General features: G+C 70.8%; 16 protein-coding genes. 9 read left to right on the top strand and 7 right to left on the bottom strand.

Annotated features, from left to right (window positions below):
• Nucleotides 1-3: 3 nt before the first annotated feature.
• On the bottom strand, nt 4-1,191 hold the full coding sequence (locus HF577_RS30335; protein ID WP_169399412.1) for an ABC transporter permease: 1,188 nt from the start codon (nt 1,189-1,191) through the stop codon (nt 4-6).
• Complete coding sequence (locus HF577_RS30330; protein ID WP_169399411.1) at nt 1,188-2,114, bottom strand: ABC transporter ATP-binding protein; 927 nt, start codon at nt 2,112-2,114, stop codon at nt 1,188-1,190. Before HF577_RS30330 ends, HF577_RS30335 begins: the two co-directional genes overlap by 4 nt.
• A gap of 107 nt (nt 2,115-2,221) precedes the next feature.
• Between HF577_RS30330 and HF577_RS30325 the strand changes: the two genes are divergently transcribed.
• Both HF577_RS30325 and HF577_RS30320 read left to right on the top strand, forming a co-directional pair.
• Nucleotides 2,222-3,097 (top strand): SDR family NAD(P)-dependent oxidoreductase, encoded by an 876-nt coding sequence (locus tag HF577_RS30325; protein WP_169399410.1) that lies wholly within the window; start codon nt 2,222-2,224, stop codon nt 3,095-3,097.
• An 18-nt stretch (nt 3,098-3,115) separates the two neighbouring features.
• Nucleotides 3,116-3,619 carry a MerR family transcriptional regulator gene (locus tag HF577_RS30320; RefSeq protein ID WP_169399409.1) on the top strand — a complete coding sequence of 168 codons (504 nt, stop codon included), beginning with the start codon at nt 3,116-3,118 and terminating at the stop codon, nt 3,617-3,619.
• 10 nt (nt 3,620-3,629) lie between these two features.
• Here HF577_RS30320 and HF577_RS30315 read toward each other — a convergent pair whose 3' ends face one another.
• Nucleotides 3,630-5,393 carry a sigma-54-dependent Fis family transcriptional regulator gene (locus HF577_RS30315; protein ID WP_312859475.1) on the bottom strand — a complete coding sequence of 588 codons (1,764 nt, stop codon included), beginning with the start codon at nt 5,391-5,393 and terminating at the stop codon, nt 3,630-3,632.
• A gap of 445 nt (nt 5,394-5,838) precedes the next feature.
• On the opposite strand from HF577_RS30315, the gene HF577_RS30310 reads away from it, so the two are divergent.
• From HF577_RS30310 to HF577_RS30285, 6 genes are all read left to right on the top strand, one after another.
• On the top strand, nt 5,839-7,476 hold the full coding sequence (locus HF577_RS30310; protein WP_169399417.1) for a ferritin family protein: 1,638 nt from the start codon (nt 5,839-5,841) through the stop codon (nt 7,474-7,476).
• 101 nt (nt 7,477-7,577) lie between these two features.
• Nucleotides 7,578-8,633: an FAD-binding oxidoreductase gene (locus HF577_RS30305; RefSeq protein WP_169399407.1), complete on the top strand. Its 1,056-nt coding sequence runs from the start codon at nt 7,578-7,580 to the stop codon at nt 8,631-8,633.
• The gene (locus tag HF577_RS30300; RefSeq protein WP_169399406.1) at nt 8,630-9,829 is read left to right on the top strand and encodes a ferritin family protein; all 1,200 of its coding nucleotides are present in this window, start codon (nt 8,630-8,632) and stop codon (nt 9,827-9,829) included. The genes HF577_RS30305 and HF577_RS30300 overlap by 4 nt, the downstream gene beginning before the upstream one ends.
• A complete protein-coding gene (mimD, locus tag HF577_RS30295; protein WP_407692254.1) occupies nt 9,826-10,194 on the top strand; it encodes a propane 2-monooxygenase effector subunit MimD in 369 nt (122 codons plus the stop codon). The genes HF577_RS30300 and mimD overlap by 4 nt, the downstream gene beginning before the upstream one ends.
• 91 nt (nt 10,195-10,285) lie before the next feature.
• Nucleotides 10,286-11,974: a chaperonin GroEL gene (gene groL, locus HF577_RS30290; RefSeq protein WP_169399405.1), complete on the top strand. Its 1,689-nt coding sequence runs from the start codon at nt 10,286-10,288 to the stop codon at nt 11,972-11,974.
• Nucleotides 11,975-11,984: 10 nt separating this feature from the next.
• Nucleotides 11,985-13,103, top strand: coding sequence for an amidohydrolase family protein (locus HF577_RS30285; protein ID WP_169399404.1), 1,119 nt, complete (start codon nt 11,985-11,987; stop codon nt 13,101-13,103).
• Nucleotides 13,104-13,128: 25 nt separating this feature from the next.
• Here the strand turns inward: HF577_RS30285 and HF577_RS30280 are convergent, their stop codons facing one another.
• The 4 genes from HF577_RS30280 to HF577_RS30265 form a co-directional block, all read right to left on the bottom strand.
• A complete protein-coding gene (locus HF577_RS30280; RefSeq protein ID WP_169399403.1) occupies nt 13,129-14,292 on the bottom strand; it encodes a cytochrome P450 family protein in 1,164 nt (387 codons plus the stop codon).
• Between the two features lie 53 nt (nt 14,293-14,345).
• Nucleotides 14,346-15,641 (bottom strand): cytochrome P450 family protein, encoded by a 1,296-nt coding sequence (locus HF577_RS30275; RefSeq protein WP_169399402.1) that lies wholly within the window; start codon nt 15,639-15,641, stop codon nt 14,346-14,348.
• Between the two features lie 171 nt (nt 15,642-15,812).
• Nucleotides 15,813-17,156 (bottom strand): MFS transporter, encoded by a 1,344-nt coding sequence (locus HF577_RS30270; protein WP_246267573.1) that lies wholly within the window; start codon nt 17,154-17,156, stop codon nt 15,813-15,815.
• Nucleotides 17,157-17,239: 83 nt separating this feature from the next.
• Nucleotides 17,240-18,289 carry a gamma-glutamylcyclotransferase family protein gene (locus HF577_RS30265; protein WP_312859474.1) on the bottom strand — a complete coding sequence of 350 codons (1,050 nt, stop codon included), beginning with the start codon at nt 18,287-18,289 and terminating at the stop codon, nt 17,240-17,242.
• A 103-nt stretch (nt 18,290-18,392) separates the two neighbouring features.
• Between HF577_RS30265 and mtnA the strand changes: the two genes are divergently transcribed.
• Complete coding sequence (gene mtnA / locus HF577_RS30260; protein WP_169399413.1) at nt 18,393-19,367, top strand: S-methyl-5-thioribose-1-phosphate isomerase; 975 nt, start codon at nt 18,393-18,395, stop codon at nt 19,365-19,367.
• Nucleotides 19,368-19,474: the final 107 nt, after the last annotated feature.

The raw sequence follows: 19,474 nt of genomic DNA, 5'->3' as shown, positions 1-19,474 counted from the left end.
GGGTCAGGGGCGGGGGGAGAGGGCCTCGCGGAGGCTCACCCGGGCTCCGGTGCGCAGGACGGAGTTCCGGTAGACCCGCCCGGCCAGCCGCACCACCACGACGATGGCGATCACGGCGAGCAGGGCCGCCACCAGCACCTCCTGCAGGGAGGCCACCCCGAGGGCGTAGCGGGCGGGCATCACCGTCTGCGAGAAGAACGGGATGAACGACAGCACGGCGGCCAGGCCGTTGCGGGGGTCGTTGGGGAGCAGGTTGAGGGTGAGGATGAACGGGATCAGCAGCACGAAGATCATCGGGGCGACGACCGAGCTGAGCTCCTCCTGGCGCGACACGGTGGATCCGACGGCCGCGTAGAGGGACGCGAAGAGGAAGAAGCCCAGCAGGTACCAGACCACGACCATGACGAACATGCCCGCGGCGGCGGTCGGGACTGTCAGCAGGCCGGCCGCGGTGGCGCCCACCGCGCTGATCGCGCTGAGGATCACCAGCTGCAGCAGCCCGACCGCGCCGAGCCCGACGATCTTCCCGGCCAGGAGCTGCCACGGCTGGATGGTGGCCAGCAGCAGTTCGACCACGCGGCTCTGCTTCTCCTCGACCACGCCGGTGGCCACGAGCTGGCCGTAGCCGCTGAGGGAGAAGAACAGCAGGATGACACCGACGAACGCGAGCGCGAGCTTCTGACCGGACTCGGGGTCCTCGGGCTCCAGCGTGTCGACGCTCACCTGCGACTGCGCCCTGAGCTGCGCGGGGTCGATCCCCGCGCCGGTGAGAGCGGTGGTGAGGGTCTGCTGTTCGACGGCCGAGCCGACGAGCGACTGCAGCCTGCTGTCCACCGCGTCGAGCCCGAGCAGCTCGTACCCGCCGGCTTCGCCGGTGAAGAGCGCGTCGAGGTCACCGGAGTCGACCTGCTGTCTGCCGGCCTCGTCGTCGACCGTCCGGATCGTCAGGTCGATGCCCTGGGCCTTCGCCGACTGCTCCAGCATCGGCTGCAGCGACGCGGTCTGCGACGTGACGCCGAGGGTCTTGCTGTCGGACTGCGAGCCGATGTACGCGCCGAGCAGGAAGAGGCCACCGAACAGGACGAGGGTGACGACCAGGCCGATCACGAAGCTGCGGGACCGGACCTGGGAGACGAACTCGCGGCGCGCCACGAGCAGGACCACCTGCCTGGTCGAGAGCGGGCCCGTCATGCCGCCGGCTCCGCGGGCTGGTCGGCCGCGGCGGGGCCGGCCTCGACGACGTCGCGGTAGAGCTCGGTGAGCGGTGGGCGCCAGCGCCGGAACTCGTGCACGGGACCGGCCGCCAGCGCCGCACGCAGGAGGTCCTGGTCGTCGACGTCCGGTGCCAGGCGCACCCGGGCGTGGGTGGGGTCGTCGGCGGCGACGAGCTCCACGCCCGGGATGCCGTCGGTCCAGCCCGTCGGCGGCCCGTGGACGTCGAGGACGGTGGCTCCGTCGCGTGCCCTGAGCTCCTCGACGCTGCCGACGGCGACCATCCGCCCTGCCGCGATGATGCCGATCCGGTCGCAGAGCCGTTCGACCAGGTCGAGCTGGTGGCTCGAGAAGATCACCGGCACCCCCGAGTCGGCCTTGTCGCGCAGCACGCTGCTCATCACGCCGACGGCGGTGGGGTCGAGACCGGAGAACGGCTCGTCGAGCACGAGTACCTCGGGGTCGTGCACCAGTGCCGCGCACAACTGCACGCGCTGCTGGTTGCCCAGCGACAGCTTCTGCACCTCGTCGCCGACCCGCTCGGAGATACCGAGCCGCTCGGTCCAGCGCTGCACCGACGCGGCGGCGTCGGTGTTGCTCAGCCCGTGGAGCCTGGCGAGGTACTGCAGCTGTTCCCCGACCTTCATCTTGGGGTAGAGCCCGCGCTCCTCCGGCATGTATCCGATGCGCCTGCGCAGCTCGGCGTCGATCGGGGAGCCCTTCCAGCGGACCTCGCCCGAGTCGGCCTCCAGGACCCCGAGGACGATCCGCATCGTGGTGGTCTTCCCGGCGCCGTTGCTGCCGACGAAGCCGAAGACCTCACCGGGGCGGACCGCGAAGGCCACGTCGGCGAGCGCCTGGCGCGAGCCGAACCTCTTGGAGATCCCCCCGATGTCGAGCACGCGGATGACCTTACTGGTCGGTCAAGCCGCTTTTGCCGTCTTCGACCGGCAGCAGGCGGACGTCGCGGCTTGCGTTCGAGCGCGCTCGAACTCCTAGCTTCGCGGGCATGACAAACCTCGGTACGACACCGTCGACCTGGATCATCACCGGCGCGACGCGGGGCCTCGGTCGCGCGCTGGCCGAGTCCGCGCTGGCTGCGGGGGATCGCGTCGTCGCCGCTGTCCGTCGGCCGGACGCGGTGGCCGACCTCGCGGAGGCGCACCCCGACCGGTTCGTCGCGATCGCCGCCGACGTCCGCGACACAGCCCGTGCACCGGAGGTCATCCGGACCGCGCTCGACAGGTTCGGTCGCGTCGACGTCCTGGTCAACAACGCGGGACGCGGCTTCGTCGGCGCCGCCGAGGAGGTGGACGATGCGACCCTGCGTGAGCTGATGGACCTGCACCTGTTCGGCCCGGCCGCCCTCGTGCGCGCCGCGCTGCCGGCGATGCGGGAGCAGGGCAGCGGCACCGTCGTCCAGATCAGCAGTCAGGGCGGACGGATGTCGTTCCCCGGCGTGGGCGCGTACTCGGCCGGCAAGTTCGCCCTCGAAGGCTGGTCGGAGGCGCTGGCAGGCGAGGTCGCGCCGTTCGGCATCCGCGTGCTGATCGTCGAGCCGAGCCGATTCCGCACGTCGTTCAACGCCCCGGGCGTCCTGGGCTTCGCCGACGCGAGCGACACCTACGCCGACGTCCTCGACGCGGTCCGCAAGGACATGGCATCGGCGGACGGAGTGCAGCAGGGCGACCCGGCCCGCGCGGGCGACATCATCGTCGACCTCGTCCACGGTTCGGACCTGCCGCTGCGGCTGGCCCTGGGCCGTGAGGCGGTGGAGCGGATCTCCGCGTCCTACCGCCGTGGCCTCGGCGAGCTCGAGCGGTGGCAGCACGCTGCGGTGGACGCCGACTTCGCGGACGCCCTGCCCTCGGCCCGGCCGATCTAGTGCCTAGGCTCGGTCACGATGGCAACCGAGGACCTGATGAGCAGGGTGCTCCACACGCTCAGCGAGGTCGACGGACCGATGTCCGTCGAGGTGATCCACCAACTCGTCGACGTCACCGGAGTCGAGGAACCGATGACGATCGCCGAGGTCGCCGACCTGCTCGACCTCTCGCAGCACACGCTGCGCTACTACGAGCGGATCGGCCTGATCGAGGTCGGCCGGAACTCGGGCGGCCACCGCGTCTACGAGCCCGCGGCGGTGCGGCGCCTGGTGTTCCTGACCCGCATGCGCCTGTCCGGGATGGCAATCCGGGACCTGCAGCACTACGTGGCTCTCGTCGACGCCGGCGAGGACACGGTGCCCGAGCGGCTGGAGATGTTGCTCGAGCACCGCGACACCGTCCGGCGCCAGATCCGCGAGCTCACGCTGTCCCTGACCGCCACCGAGTACAAGATCGCGACTTACGGCGGCGCCACCGGGGACGGGCCCAGCACCGGTGGCGCCGGGCCGGCAGCGCACTGAGATCGGGCGGTCAACCCCGGCTTCCGGCTTCGAGACCGGGCACGGAGATGCCGTAGCCGCGGATCTTGCGGTAGATCGTGGCCCGCGACATCCCCAGGTGGCGGGCCGCCTCCGCCTTGTTGCCGTCGTTGTCGAGCAGGGCGTCGACGATGGCGTCGCACTCGATGGCTTCGAGCGGTGTGAGCACCCTGCGGGTGATCGCCCGGCACTCCGGGGGCAGGTCGGCCGCGGTCAGCACCCCGGACCTGCGCCGGGCGACGGCCTTGCGCAGCACCTGGTAGAGCTGCTCGATGTTGCCGGGCCAGCGGTTGCGCATGAGCACCCGCAGGGCGTCGGAGGAGCAGGTGAGGTCGTTGCCCCGGGTGAGCCGGGTGAGCAGGTGGGGGACCAGCTCGGCGACGTCCTCCACGTGGTGGCGCAGCGGCGGCACCTGGACGGTGCGCGGGAAGCACTCCAGCAGGACGCTCGCGTCGAGGCCGCCCGGTCCGACGGTGACGACGACCCACGGCCGCTCGGGGTCGGTGGACTCGCGGTGCGGCTCGAGTGCGTCGGCCAGCGCCCGTATCCCGTCGGGGGCCAGCCGGTCGACGTGGGTGAGCACGAGCGTGCCGCTGCCGTTCTCCAGCTCGTCGATGATCTCGGCGATCCAGCGCGGGCCGTAGTCGTCGGCGTCGAGAAGGCGCAGGTGCGCGGCGGGGGTGCGCCGCTGGTGGGTGGCGCGGGCGATGGTGGTCTTGCCGGTGCCCGCCTCGCCCTCGAGCACCAGCCACTCCCGGTTGTGGAAGTGGCGGTCGACGGCCTGGCAGCACTTCACCCAGAGCACCCCGGACCCGACGGCGGTCGGGGAGGTCATCGCCGGCAGGGCCGCCTGGCGGGTGCGGGAGATCTCGGGTGCGGCGAGCTGGACGAGCAGGACGCCGCCGACCGCGTCGCGGTCGGTCCAGCTCGGACGGCAGCTGACCCGGGCGATCGCGCCGCTGGGCAGGTCGACGAGAAGCAGCCGGCGTCCCGAGCGCAGCGCCTCGGTGGCCCCGGCGATCAGCGTGACCTGGTCGGCGGGGTCGATCAGCTCCCGGGCGCTGTCGTTCATCATCACGAGGTCGGGGCTGATGGCGAGCACCGCGCCGCGGTTGCGCCGGCACGCGGTGAGGTAGTCGTGGAGCAGGGCGAGCTCGCGCGGGCCGGACTGGTCGAGCAACGCCCCCTCGATCTGGCGCGCGATCCGGGCCACGGCGGTGGACATGAACCGGCCGGCGTCGGGCCGCCAACAGGTGAGGTCGACGACGCCGAGCAGCTTGCCGTTGACGGGGTGCCAGATGGGGGCGCCCGCGCAGGCGAGGTCGGCGAGGCGGTCGACGTAGTGCTCGTGGCCGAACACCTGCGCGGGACCACGGCCCTCCAGCGCGGTGCCGATCCCGTTGGTGCCGATGAAGCGCTCGGCGTAGGAGAAGCCGGGGGCGAGCCAGACCTTGTCCAGGTGCTGGTTCAGCGTGGAGTCACCGGTGCGGCGCTCCAGCACCACGCCGTCGGCGTCGGTCAGGATGAGGCTGACGGGTTCACCGGCCAGCTGGTCGGTGACATCGGCCATGATGGGCCCCGCCGCCCGGACGAGTGGCGAGTCGCGCTCCGGTGCGAACTCGCACGACAGCTCGACGCTGTCGGTGGCCACGTCCCACTCCCGGGAGCGCGTCCAGGACGCCAGGATCGTGTCGCGGACCGAACCCTCCTCGACCTGGTCGTCCACCAGGAAGGACGTGCGGGCGCGTACCAGCACCTCGGCGGACCTGTCGGTCCGTCGAGGCGGGAGTGCGTGGTTCGAACGGACCAAGCGCGTGCTCTCCCTCGGCGCAGCGGTGCTTCGCGACGGTGCGGAAACCTTGCGTCCACGTGAAGGTACCGCTCCATGAAGCAGCATGGGGGCGAGCAATCGGACACCGTCTCATATTGAGACCACTGGGTGACGCCCGGAGAGGTGTGATTCCGGGCACGAGACAAGGGTCCGGTGCAAGCTGCCCGCGCTGCTCACGCCGGGGACGGCGTCTCGGGTCCACCTCCGCTGCCGGCGCCACCCGCGCAGGACCGGCACCGCGGACGGGGGCAGACCACGGGGAGCGGCGTGTGCTCCTGCCGGTCCGGCGACAACGCCGGGTGGGCGGACGGCGCGCACGCCGGTCCGCGGCCCACCACCACCGTGAGGAGTCGATGTGAGTCGGCAGAGTCTGGCGAAGGCTCATCAGAAGATCCAGGAACTCGCCTGGGAGCCGCAGTACCACGAGCCGTACATGAAGTACGGAACCGACTACACCTTCCGGAAGTCCGCCAAGAAGGACCCGCTCAAGCAGGTTCTCCGGTCCTACTTCCCCATGGAGGAGGAGAAGGACAACCGGGTGTACGGCGCCCAGGACGGGGCGATCCGCGGCAACATGTTCCGGCAGGTGCAGGAGCGCTGGCTGGAATGGCAGAAGCTCTTCCTGTCGATCATCCCGCTGCCCGAGATCTCCGCGGCGCGGTCGATGCCGATGCTGTTCCACGTGGTTCCCAACCCGGAGCTGCACAACGGCCAGGCGATCCAGATGATCGACGAGGTCCGGCACTCGACGATCCAGCAGAACCTCAAGCGCCTGTACATGAACAACTACATCGACCCGGCGGGCTTCAACAACAGCCTGCGGAACTTCCAGAGCGACTACTGCGGCACCATCGGCCGCCAGTTCGCCGAGGGGTTCATCACCGGTGACGCGATCACCGCGGCCAGCATCTATCTGACGATCGTCGCGGAGACGGCGTTCACGAACACGCTGTTCGTGGCCATGCCGGCCGAGGCGGCGGCCAACGGCGACTACCTGCTGCCCACCGTGTTCCACTCGGTGCAGTCCGACGAGTCGCGGCACATCTCCAACGGCTACGCCACCCTGCTGATGGCGCTGTCGGACGAGGACAACCGCCAGCTGCTCGAGCGCGACCTGCGGTACGCGTGGTGGAACAACCACCGCGTGGTGGACGCCGCCATCGGCACGTTCATCGAGTACGGCACGAAGGACCGCCGCAAGGACCGCGAGTCCTACGCGGAGATGTGGCGTCGCTGGATCTACGACGACTACTACCGGTCCTACCTGGTGCCGCTGGAGAAGTACGGCCTGACGATCCCGCACGACCTCATCGAGGAGTCGTGGAAGCAGATCTGGGAGAAGGGCTACGTCCACGAGGTCGCGCAGTTCTTCGCCACGGGTTGGCTCGCCAACTACTGGCGCATCGACGCGATGACCGACGAGGACTTCGAGTGGTTCGAGTACAAGTACCCGGGCTGGTACGACCGGTACGGCAAGTGGTGGGAGAACTACTCCCGCCTGGCCACGCCCAACGGGCACAACGCGATCGTGGCCGAGGACGTCGACTACGTCTACCCGCACCGGTGCTGGACCTGCATGGTCCCGTGCCTGGTGCGTGAGGACATGGTCATGGCGGAGGTCGACGGCCAGTGGCGCACGTACTGCCACGAGGTCTGCCGGTGGACCGACGTCGAGGCCTTCCGGCCGACCTACCAGGGCCGGGAGACGCCCAACATGGGTCAGCTGGTCGGCCACCGCGAGTGGGAGACGCTCTACCACGGGTGGAACTGGGCCGACGTGGTCAAGGACATGGGCTTCGTCCGTGACGACGGCAAGACCATGACGGCGCAGCCGCATCTCGACCTCGATCCCAAGAAGATGTGGACGCTCGACCACATGCGGCGGATGCCTCCGCTGCAGAGCCCGAACGTCCTGCTCAACGAGATGAGCGACGACCAGCGGCAGGCGTTCCACGCCGACTACGTCCGCCAGGGACCGGCCGGTCGCCCGGCCCCTACCGACGCCTGAGCGCGGGCCAGGCGAAGGGGGAGGGCCGCCCGTCGGCCCTCCCCCTGCCTGACCGGGGGCCCGGGAACCTCAGACGCACGAGCCGAAGGGCTTGAGATCAGTTGGGTGACAAGCACGTCGTCCGGTTCGAACCGGTCGGCATCGAGATCGAGGTCGACGAGGACCAGACCATCCTGCGTGCCGCGGCCGAGCAGGGTGTGCAGCTCATGCACGGCTGCAAGGAAGGGCAGTGCGCGGCCTGCAAGTCGTTCGTCCTCGAGGGCGAGGACATCGAGCTCGACAGCTACTCGACCTTCGCGCTCCCGGACTACGAGAAGGAGGAGGGGCAGACCCTGCTCTGCCGGGCGCATGCCTACGAGGACCTGACGATCGAGCTCCTCAACTACGACGAGGAGATCATCCGGAGCGGGCTCCCGCTGCGCACCGGCACCGTCGAGGTGATCGCGAACGAGCCGGTGACGCACGACATGCGCCATCTCATCGTGAAGCTCGTGGAGCCCGAGGAGATCAAGTTCTTTCCGGGGCAGTACATGGACTTCGTGGTGCCGGGCACGGGTGAGACCCGGTCGTTCTCGATGGCGAACACGCCCAACCGTGACGGGCTGTTCGAGTTCGTGATCAAGATCTACCCCGGCGGACTGTTCTCGGAGTACCTCGCCGACAAGGTCCAGGTCGGGGACCACATCCAGGTGGAGGCCCCGTTCGGCACCTTCACCCTCCGCGAGACCCGCACGAACGACCTGGTGTTCGTGGGGGGTGGCGCGGGGATGGCGCCGATGCTCGGGCTGCTCCGGTCGATGGCCGAGCGCGGGGTCGAGCGGAAGGTCACCTTCTACTACGGCGCCCGCCGCCGCCAGGACCTGTGCTTCGCCGAGGAACTGGCGGCACTCGGCGGGAGGTTGACCGACTTCTCCTACGTCCCCGCGTTGTCCGAACCCGCCGAGGACGACGGATGGGACGGGGAGAAGGGCCTGATCACCGAGGTCGTCCGTGGCCGGGAGTCCACGCTGAAGGGAGTGGATGCCTATGTCTGCGGTCCGCCGCCGATGGTGGACGCGGCCATCGCGACGCTGACCGCTCTGGGTGTGACCGAGAACCAGATCTTCTACGACAAGTTCACCACCACGGGTGAACCAGAAGGCGAGGACGGCCAGTGACCACCACGGAGACCCCGAGCGAGCGCCCCGAACGCAGCGTCCCGAAACCCGTCTTCACCGACGCGGAGGCCGGGGCGCGGGAGTTCCCCGACTCCGGCGCGAGCGCACGTCGGTACAACTACTTCGCTCCGGCGAAGCGCAAGCAGACCCACTACGAGGACGTCACCGTCGAGGTGCAGCCCGACCCGCGGCACTACCTGACGCAGGGTTGGATCTACGGCTTCGCCAACGGTGAGACCGGCTACCCGTTGCACTGGACGAAGCTCAAGGCATGGGGGGTCGACGAGCCCGAGCCGCAGCGCGGGATCGGCACGGGCGGCCTGCCGGTGGAGAACTGGCCTGCGCACGGCTGGCACGAGTTCCGCGACCCGAACGAGGAATGGGAGCAGAGCCTCTACCGGTACAACGCCAACGTCGTCCGGCAGCTGACCCAGAACGTCGAGAACGCCCGCAACGCGAAGGCGTTCACGATGTGGTCGCCGAACTGGGTGCGCTTCGTGGAGCGCCACGTCGGGGCGTGGATGCACATCGAGCACATCCTGGGCCTGTACGTGTTCGCCTCGAACGAGCGGTCCGCTCCGACGAACATGCACAACACGGCGCTGGCGGCGAACAGCACCCGCAAGATCCGCTTCGCCCAGGACCTCGCGCTCTACAACCTCACGCTCACCGAGGAGATCGAGGGGTTCGACGGCACCGCCCACCTCGACGCGTGGAACAGCGACGCGGAATGGCAGGGCGCGCGCAAGGTCACCGAGGCCCTCACCGCGATCGAGAACGACTGGGGTGAGGCGGTCTTCGCCGCGAACATCGTGTTCGAGCCGCTGATCGGTGAGCTGTTCCGCAGCAACCTGGTGATGCAGTCCGCGGCACCCAACGGCGACTTCGTGACCCCCACGGTGATGGGGGCAGGCGAGTACGACTTCGCGCAGCGCGACCTGCGCTGGACGATCGCCTGCTTCGGGCCGCTCGTGCAGGATCGCGAGTTCGCCGACCACAACAGGCAGCTGATGTCGGGCTGGCTCGCCAAGTGGGTGCCGCAGGCATTGGAGGCGGCCCGCACGATGCAGCCGCTGTGGTCGGCCGTCGACCACAAGCCGCCGCGTTTCGAGGACAGCCTCGACCGGGTCAAGAACCGGTTCGCCGGGATCTGCAGCGATCTCGGACTCGACACTCCCGAGGAGCTGAAACTGTGACGACCACAGGGGCCGAGAACCGTTTCGCGGTCAACAACACCGCGTCGAACATGTGCGGGTTCACGTTGATGAACAGCCAGGTCGGCGTGCTCATCTCGACCGTGCTGACCCGCCTGGACAACGTCAAGGTCACCCACCTGCCCTCGATGATCCGTGTCGACGGCGAGGGCAAGTTCGAGGTCCTGTACTCCGACATCGACGAGGAGGCGGGCGAGGAGGAGGGCTGGTTCAACGCGGCCGAGTTCGAGGAGGCCATGTCCACCCACTACGGCCGGATGGTCCACCTCGACGACCGCACGATCATGTTCGCCAACCCCGAGGACGCAGCCGAGTACATCGACTTCGACCTCAAGCCCATCTCGTAGTTCGGTCCGGGCCGCCGTCCCTCGCGGGCGGCGGCCCGGCTTCGTTGATCCGCACCCGCGCCGCAGACCAACGTCTCTGGAGGTCCCCGCAATGGCCAAGGAACTGAGATTCGGCGAGGAGGGCCGCCGCCTGCTACAGGCCGGCGTCGACCAGCTCGCCGAGGCCGTCAAGAGCACCCTCGGCCCGAAGGGCCGCAACGTCATCCTGGAGAAGATCACGGGGTCCCCCGAGGTCACGAACGACGGCGTGACCATCGCGCGCGAGATCCATCTGCGTGACCCGTTCGAGAACATGGGCGCGCAGCTGGTGAAGGAAGCCGCGGTCAAGACCAACGACACCGTCGGAGACGGCACGACCACCGCCACCGTCCTCGCGCAGGCCATCGTCCGGCAGGGGATGAAGGCGATCGCGGCGGGCGGCAACCCGGTGCTGGTCAAGCGGGGCATCGACATGGCGGTCGGAGCGCTCGTCGAGCGGCTCGCCGCGGTGGCACATCCCGTGTCGTCGGAGGAGGACTACGCGCGCGTCGCCGCGATCTCCGCCAACGACGACAACGCGATCGGCCGTGCCGTGGCACGGGCGTTGCACACCGTGGGGGACGACGGCGTCGTCACCGTCGAGGACACGCCGGTGCTGGGCCTCGGGGTGTCGTTCGTGGAGGACTACGAGTTCGACAACGGCTACGTGACGCCGTACATGGTGACCGACCCGGGGACGCTCCAGGCGGTCGTCGACGACCCGTACATCCTCTTCTCGGCCGAGAAGATCAAGGACGTGCAGTCGATCATGCCGGTGCTCGACAAGATCATGCGGGCGGAGCGCCGCCCGCTGGTGATCGTCGCGGAGACCGTCGAGGGCACTGCCCTGCAGATGCTCGTGCACAACCACGTCAACCGGACCTTCCAGGCCGTCGCGATCAAGGCGCCCGGGTTCGGGGAGAAGCGCATCCACCTGCTCGAGGACATGGCTGCCCTGTGCGGGGGCAAGGTGCACAGCCGCAGCTCGTCGTTCGCGCTCGAGCAGATCACCACCGAGCACCTCGGCCGGGCCCGGCAGGTCCGGGTGACGAGCGACAGCACCACCATCATCGGGGGCGGTGGGGACCGCGAGGCCCTCGAGATGCGGCTGGCCCAGCTGCGGGCCGAGCTGGCCAGGGCCACGATCGGCACCGACGAGGACTTCTTCTCCTCGCGGATCGCCCGGCTGTCGGGCAAGGCGGCGATCATCACGGTGGGGGCGCCGACGAACGCCGAGGCCAAGGAGGTCCGCCACCGCGTCGACGACTCGCTGCAGGCCACCCGGGCCGCGATCGCGGAGGGCATCGTTGCGGGCGGTGGCTCGGCGCTGCTGCACGCCGAACCCGTGCTCGACCGGCTCGACGTCGCCGGGGACTACCGGATCGGTGTCGAGATCGTGCGGAGCGCACTGTCCGAGCCGGTTCACCTGATCGCCTCCAACGCGGGCTATGACGGGGACGAGGTGGTCAAGCAGGTGGCCGCCATGGCCGTCGACGAGGGGTTCGACGCGCTGGAGGGCCGCTACGGGAACATGGTGGAGATGGGCATCATCGACCCGCTTCGGGTGGTGCGCTCCGCGCTGCAGAACGGCGCATCGGTCGCCGGGCTGATCCTCACCACCAACTCGCTGGTGGCCGAGGAGGTCACGCCCTGGAACAAGTCGCTGATGACCGAGTTCGGGCCGCTCGACGAGGGCATCCCGCAGCCCTCGCCGGACTCCAGCACACCGCAGTCCCTCGGCCTCGGGCCGTCGGTCGGCTAGCAGCGCCGTCATGTACACCGTCGGGGGGCAACGGATCCTCGTCGTCGACGCCCAGGTACACGTGTGGGACGCGAGCCCGCACAACCAGGCGATCCCGGACGGCGAGGCCTACGCCACGGACCTGTTGCGCAGGCACCAGGAGCTCGACGGTGCCGGCGTGCCGCCGCACGAGGTGGAGCGCGTCTCCGAGCACAGCCTGAGGCGCGACGTCTTCGAGGGCGGCCACGTCGACCGCGCGGTGCTGCAGCCCGTGGTGCTCGGCGACCTGTTCGTGCTCGGCTTCAGCCCGCTGGAGTGGCACGCCGAGATGGCCGGCTGGATGCCGGGGCGGTTCGTGCTGAGCGGCGAGCTCGACCCCGGCGGGGGGCAGCCGGGGGCGCGCGGGCTGGGTCCGCGGGTCCGGCGGTTCGACCTGCGCGGCCTGACGCTGTGCGAGCGGCGCCGGCCCGCGGGCCGGCTGCGGCTGGGCGAGCCGTGGCTGCGCCGCACCCTCGCCCGGTGCGGTGCGGCCGGGGCGGACGTCGTGCACATCGGGGTGGGGCCGTCGACCCTGCCCGCACCATGGCGGCGCGCCGACGGCGGCACTGCGCTGCGGCCACCCGGGGCGGCGCGGGACCGTCCGCCCCGGGTGCCGGGCTGGGCGGAACCCGTGCGGGCGGGCTCGGCGCTGCCCGCACGCACCAGGGAGGCGGAGCGGGTGGCCCCGGCGGGCTTCGACGCCGTGCAGTTCCGGGCGCTCGCCCGTGCGCTACCGGACGTCCGGTTCGTGCTCGGAGCGGGATGCCTGCCGGAGCAGCGGCTGTGCCGGCTGGCCGAGCTGCCGAACGTGTACGTCCTGCTCACCGAGATCCTGCCGTGGATCGGTTCGGAGGACTTCGCCCACGCCTTCGGGGCGCTGCTGCGGGCCTTCGGGGCCGACCGGCTGCTGTTCGGCAGCGGGTACCCGCTGGTGCGTCCGGGGCGGCTGGTGCGCGAGCTCGCGGCCTACCGGTTCCCCGACGAGCTGCGTCACCGCTACCCCCGGTTCGACACGTCGGCGAAGCGCGCGGTGCTAGGGGACAACGCCGCGCGGCTGTACCGGATCGGCCGTCCCCTGTCGGCGTCCCCGGCGGTGGCAGCCGGGGCGTGAGCCCCGCCGGTCACCGGGCTGCCGCTCAGCGCGGCGCCGGCCCGGGCACCACCGGCATGGTCGCGAACGCGTTCATGAGCACCCCGGGGGCGGCGGGCACGTCTTGCGGCGGCACGGCGAGGCGCAGGCCGGGGAACGTGCTGAGCAAGCTCGTCAGCGCGATGCGGCCCTCCAGCCTGGCGAGGGGCGCGCCCACGCAGAGGTGGATGCCGTGGCCGAACGCCAGGTGCGGACCAGGCGGACGCGTCACGTCGAACTCCTCGGGGGCGGGCCACGCCTTCGGGTCCCGGTTGCCCGCGAGCAGGGCCACCCGCACATGGGCGCCTGCCGGGATCGTCGTGCCGGCGATCTCGACGTCCTCCGTGACGACGCGCTCCGTGGCGGTCTGCACCGGGCCGTTGAAGCGCAGCGCCTCCTCGACGACTGCCGGCACCCGCTCGGGCTCCGCGCCCAGCAGGTCCCAGGCGCCGGGGGTGCTCAGCAGCGCGTGCACCGCGCTCGCGACGAGGTTCACGGTGGTCTCGTGCCCGGCGACGAGCAGCAGCTGCATCATCGAGGTCAGCTCGTCCTCGCTGAGCCGGTCGCCGCCGTCGCGCGCCGCGATCAGCGCCGTGGCGAGGTCATCGCCCGGTTCCGCGCGCTTGAGGGCGATGAGCTCGCGGAGATAGCTCACGAACTCCGTGAGCGCAGCGGAGAGGGCTTCCACCCCCACCACCAGGCTGTTGACGGTGATCTGCGACCACTTCCCGAAGTCCCCGCGCCGATCCTCCGGAACTCCGAGGAGCTCGCAGATCACGGCTACCGGAAGCGGGTAGGCGAACTCCTCGAGCAGGTCGAAGGGGGAGCCCCGCTCGGCGAGCGGAGCGAGCAGCTCGTCGGTGATCTGCTGGATCCGCGGTGCGAGCCGCTCCACCTGCCGTCGGGTGAAGGCGGCCATGACCAGCTTGCGCAGCCGGGCGTGCCCCGGTCCGTCCATGCTCAGCATGGAGCTCTCGGTGGCTGCCCGCAGCGCTGGATCCAGCAGGTGGGCCAGTGGCGTCTCGACGGCGGCGAACCGTGGGTCGACCAGCGCCGCGCGCGCCTCGTGGTAGCCGGTGACCAACCACGCAGGCGACCCGTGCGGCAGCGTCACCTCGTGCACCGGACCCGAGCGGGTCAGCTCGGCGTACGCGCGGTGCCGATCGGACATGTGCGTCGTCAGGAATGGGTTGGGTGCCTGACCTGCGGGCACCTGGTCTGTGGTCACAACAAACCTCGCAATCCGTCGCCGGCCCGTCCGCCGACAGCGCAATATCGAGAGTACGGAGATCGCCATGGATCGGCGAGCTGCGCAAATTGCCCAGAAGGTCTGGAAATGGTCGAACATCCCGCCGGTGGATTATTATCGGTAGGGCGGGTGGTGACGGGCAGCGCCCGCAGCGCATTGATGAGCAGGCCCGGGTCGGCGAGGATCTCGTCCTCGGCCGGCCGCAGATCCGGGAAGCGGGCGAGCAGGCTGGTCAGTGCGATCTGCCCCTCCAGCCGGGCCAGGGGAGCCCCCAGACAGAGGTGGATGCCGTGGCCGAACGCGATGTGCTGGTTGGGCGAGCGCGACAGATCGAGGACCTGCGCGCCGGGGCGCCCCGGATCGCGGTTGGCGGCCAGCAGACCCACCAGCACGGTGTCGCCCGCGTCGATCGTGGTGCCGGCGAACTCGAAGGTCTCCACCGCGACCCTCAGCGTGCTGGTCTGCACCGGACCGTTGAAGCGCAGGAGCTCCTCGACGGCGGCCGGTACCCGTTCCGGTGCGGACGCCAGGTGCGCCCAGGCCCCGTCCTGTGCCAGCAGCACGTCCACCGCGTTGGCGATGAGATTGACCGTGGTCTCGTGCCCCGCGACCAGCAGCAGGTACATCATCGACGTCAGCTCGTCCTCGCTGAGCTGGTCGCTGCCGTCGCGCGCGGCGACGAGCGCCGAGGTCAGGTCGTCCGCGGGCTGCTCACGCTTCGCCGCGATCAGATCGTGCAGGTAGTCGACGAACGCGGTGGCGGCCTCGGCATACGCCTCCAGCCCGATGACGGAGGCGTTCACGTCGGCCCACGACCACTTGCGGAAGTTCTCGCGCTTGTTCTCCGGCACGCCGAGCAGCTCGCAGATGACGGCGATCGGCAGCGGATACGCGAACTCGGCGATGAGGTCGACCTCGGTGGCCGCGACCCGGCCGGCCAGCGGTTCCAGCAGTTCGTCGGTCAGCTGCTGGATCCGCGGCGCCAGCCGGTCCACCCGGCGCCGGGTGAACGCGGCCGCCACCAGCCGTCGCAGCCGCCCGTGCTCCGGCATGTCGACGTTCAGCATGCTGCGGTTGATCGCCGAGCGCAGGGCGGGGTCCAGGTCCTCGGCGAACGGCGGCTCCTTCTTGGCCAGCCGCGGCTCCACCAGCGCGGCCCGCGCCTGCTCGTAGCCCGTGACGAGCCAGGCCACCTCCCCGTGGGGAAGCATCACGCGGTGCACCGGACCGGAGCGGTTCATCTCGGCGTACAACCGATGGCGCTCCGCCATGTCAGTGGTCAGGAAAACGGATGCAGGCTCATGGGCAACGGACAACGGAACCCCCGAAAAGGACCTCGACGCCGAATCAACGCCGATCGGGCGCGATTGTTCGACTATGAGGAGTCACGGTAACGGGCTGCTCCGAGCAGATCGCTGTGACCAACGCCATTGCGCACGGCGTCAGGGGGAACCGTGCTCCGTGCCCGGAATCCTCGTCGGGTGGGCGATCGAGATCCGCGCCGTCTCGGGCATCAACAGGATCGGGACGATCGCGACCGCCGCCGCGCCCATCAGGTAGAAGGCGGGGATCGCCGTGTTGCCGGTCCCCGCGATCAGTGCGGTGATGACGAGCGGAGCGGTGCCACCGAACGCCGCCGTGGACGTCGAGTAACCGATGGAGAAGCCCCCGTAGCGGTTGCGGGTGGGGAACATCGCCGGCAGCGCCGAGCCGATCGTGCCCAGCATCAGCACCAGCAGCAGGGCCAGGATCACCATGCCGAGCGTCACCGGCAGCGGGTCACGCATCTCGATCAGCGCGATCGCGGGGTAGCTGAGCAGCAGGAACCCGATGGCCGAGGCGAGCAGTACCGGCTTGCGCCCGATCCGGTCCGACAGCGCGCCGACCGGCGCGATCACGACCATCATCCCCAGCATCACAGCGATGATGACCAGCAGCGACTCGGTGTCGCTGATCTGCAACACCTGCGTCAGGTACGTGGGCATGTACGTCAGCAGCGTGTAGACGGCGACGTTCAGCAGGATCACGAAGCCGATCAGGTTGAGGATCTGGGGCCAGACGGCGCGGACGACCTCGCGGAACGGGGCCTGGCTGGTCTCGCCCGCCTCGGCGGCGCTGCGGAACGCCGGGGTGTCCTCGAGCCGGTACCGCAGGTAGAACCCGATGGCGCCGAGCGGCCCGGCGATCAGGAACGGGATGCGCCAGCCCCATGAGCTCAGCGCCTCGGGGGACAGCCCGAGCTGGACGGCCGTGGCGAGGCCCGCGCCCAGCACGTAACCGGTGAGCGTGCCGAACTCGAGGAAGCTGCCGTAGAACCCACGTCTGCGGTCGGGTGCGTACTCGGCGATGAACGTGGCCGCACCGCCGTACTCGCCGCCGGTGGAGAAGCCCTGCACGAGCCGGGCGACCAGCAGCAGGATGGGCGCGGCGATGCCGATCGTGGCGTAGCTCGGGATGAGGCCGATGCAGAACGTGGCGCCCGACATCATGATGATCGTGAGGGCCAGCACCCGGCGGCGGCCGAACTTGTCACCCAGCGGCCCGAGCAGCACCCCACCGAATGGCCGCAGCACGAACGGGATCGCGATGCCGGCGAAGACCAGCAGGGTCTGTGCGGTGGGGTCCGCGTCCGGGAAGAAGTTGAGCCCGATGCTCGTGACGAGATAGCTGTAGATGGCGTAGTCGAACCATTCGACGGCGTTGCCCATGGCGGCGCCCGCGACGGCCCGGCGCACCGTCCGCTCGTCCGGCTGGGTCACAGTCGTCGACTGCCCCTCGACGGTCATGCTCGATCACTCGCCAGTCGGCACATGCCGCTCGACGTTAGTTCGGACGGATGGTCGTCGCAGGACGGGCGAAAGGGGAGAGATCAGCTCGGCGGGGGCCAGCCGGCGTCGAGCCGGGGCATGCCGTCCGACGGGGCCGACCACGCGTACACCCAGCAGGACTGCTGCCCGGGTGTCGCAGCCATCCGGACGCGGCGGTACTCGGGGCCCTCGTACTCGTCGAGCGCGGGGAGGACGGCCGCCGGGTCGCGCAGCGGAACCAACCAGCCGGGAGCGCGGCCGCCGGTGCCCGGGAGCAACGCCGGGAACCCGCGGCCGGTGTCGAGCACGGTGCCGTCCACGGTGCCGCGCTGCGGATTGCCGCCGAGGTGCGGGGCGACGCGGTGCCACGAGATGTCTCCCGGCTGCAGCAGCCCGTAGGTGAACAGCGCGCCGGGCCACTCGTCCGGATGCGGGTCACCGTGGACCGTGTCGGCGTCGAGACCGTCGCCGGGGGCCGGGTCTCCGGTCAGCTCGACGGCCGCATGCTGGGGCAGGTCCGCGCAGCGCACCGGTGCGCCGTCGACGAGCAGCGGGCGCCGGGTGGCGGCCAGGCCGAGGTAGCACCACGGGGAGTCGACCAGGGTCTGATCCTCGAGCCGGACCTGGCCGGTGTGCAGCCGGGCCAGGCGGAAGCGGTCGTCGCGCCCTTCGCAGCGGTCCAGTACCGCGATCTGCTCGGGCGTGGCCAGCCACAAGGCATGGTCCTCGACCGTGCCGGGGGAGGCGGTCAGCACGGCAGGGCGCTGGCCGTCCCGGTGCCGTAGCCCGGAGGCCCAGACGGCGGCGACGTCCCGGGTGCTGGCCCGCAGCACCACGACGGGCTCGGGGCCCAGTCCCAGCTCACGGCGCAGCCAGGTGATCTTGCTGGGGCAACGGTTGGAGCCGTAGGTGAGCACGGGGATGCGTTCCGCGGCGGGCGCGGTGCCCTGGTCGGCGAGCCAGGCGTCCAGCGGTGTGTCCCCGCCGAGGACCCAGCCCGCCCGCGGATCGGGGCGCAGGGGGTGCGACATCTCGTCGATATGCACGAACGAAGACGGCGGGACGGCGCCGGGGTACGGATCGGCAGGGAAGTCGGCATCGGACCAGGGCACCCCCGACCATAACCCGATCACCCTGGGTTCCCGGCTCCTGCGGCGGAGCCGGGTGCTGCTGGGCCACCCATCACGGGCCCGGGAGTCTTACGCTCGTCAGGTGTTGCCACGGACGATCGACTGGGTGGACGGCCGGATTGTGCTGGTGGACCAGACGGCGCTGCCGGAGCTGCGCGTGGTCGAGATCGACACCGCGGACGGGCTCGTCGACGCGATCCGGCGGCTCGTCGTGCGGGGTGCCCCGGCGCTCGGTGCGGCCGGTGCTCTCGGGGTGGCGCTCGCAGCCCGGTCCGTCGCCGGCGCCGAGCTGGCCGCCGTCGCGGCCCGGCTCGCCGCCGCCCGGCCCACCGCGGCGAACCTCGCGGTCGGCGTGCGCCGCGCCATGGCGGCAGCGGGCGACGGCCCGGAGGCGGTGCTCGCCGCGGCGCTCGACGTGCTCGAGGAGGACGTGGCCGCCTGCCGGGCGATCGGGGCGAGGGGTGCCGCACTGCTCGCCGAACTGTGCGGGCCCGCCCCGCTCCGGCTGCACACGCACTGCAACGCCGGGGCGCTGGCCTGCGTCGAGTGGGGCACCGCGCTGGGCGTGGTGCGGTCGCTGCACGAGGCGGGCCGGGTCGCCCATGTCGTCGCCGACGAGACGCGCCCGCTGCTGCAGGGCTCCCGCATCACCGCGGTGGAGCTGGCCGAGATGGGCGTGCCGTTCCGCCTGGTCGTCGACGGTGCCGGCGCCTCGATCATCGCCCGAGGGCTCGTGGACGCCGTCGTCGTCGGCGCGGACCGGGTGGCCGCCAACGGCGACGTCGCCAACAAGATCGGTACGTACCCCCTGGCGCTGGCCGCCGCCCGAGCCGGCATCCCGTTCGTCGTGGCGGCACCGGAGTCGACGCTCGACCCGGACACCGCCGACGGCGCCGCCATCGAGATCGAGGAGCGCGCGGCCGAGGAGGTGCTCGTCGTGGGCGGGGCGAAGGTGGCTCCGGAAGGCAGCGCGGCCTGGAACCCGGCGTTCGACGTGACGCCCGCCGACCTGGTGACGGCCGTCGTCACGGAGGAACGGGTCTGGCGGCCCGGCGGGTGACGGCCGCGACCGGGTCTCCGGCGCGCCGTTCCGGCCGGTGGTCGGTGTCATGGTGCTCGCCCGCCTAGAAGGGTGGGGGTTCGTCGCCGGTCACCGGGGTCGGGGTG

Origin of the sequence: Pseudonocardia xinjiangensis, assembly GCF_012911925.1 — a bacterium.
Classification (GTDB): Bacteria; Actinomycetota; Actinomycetes; order Mycobacteriales; family Pseudonocardiaceae; genus Pseudonocardia; species Pseudonocardia xinjiangensis.
Note: the sequence above shows the minus strand (reverse complement) of the source record. Positions and strands in the feature narration are given on the sequence as shown.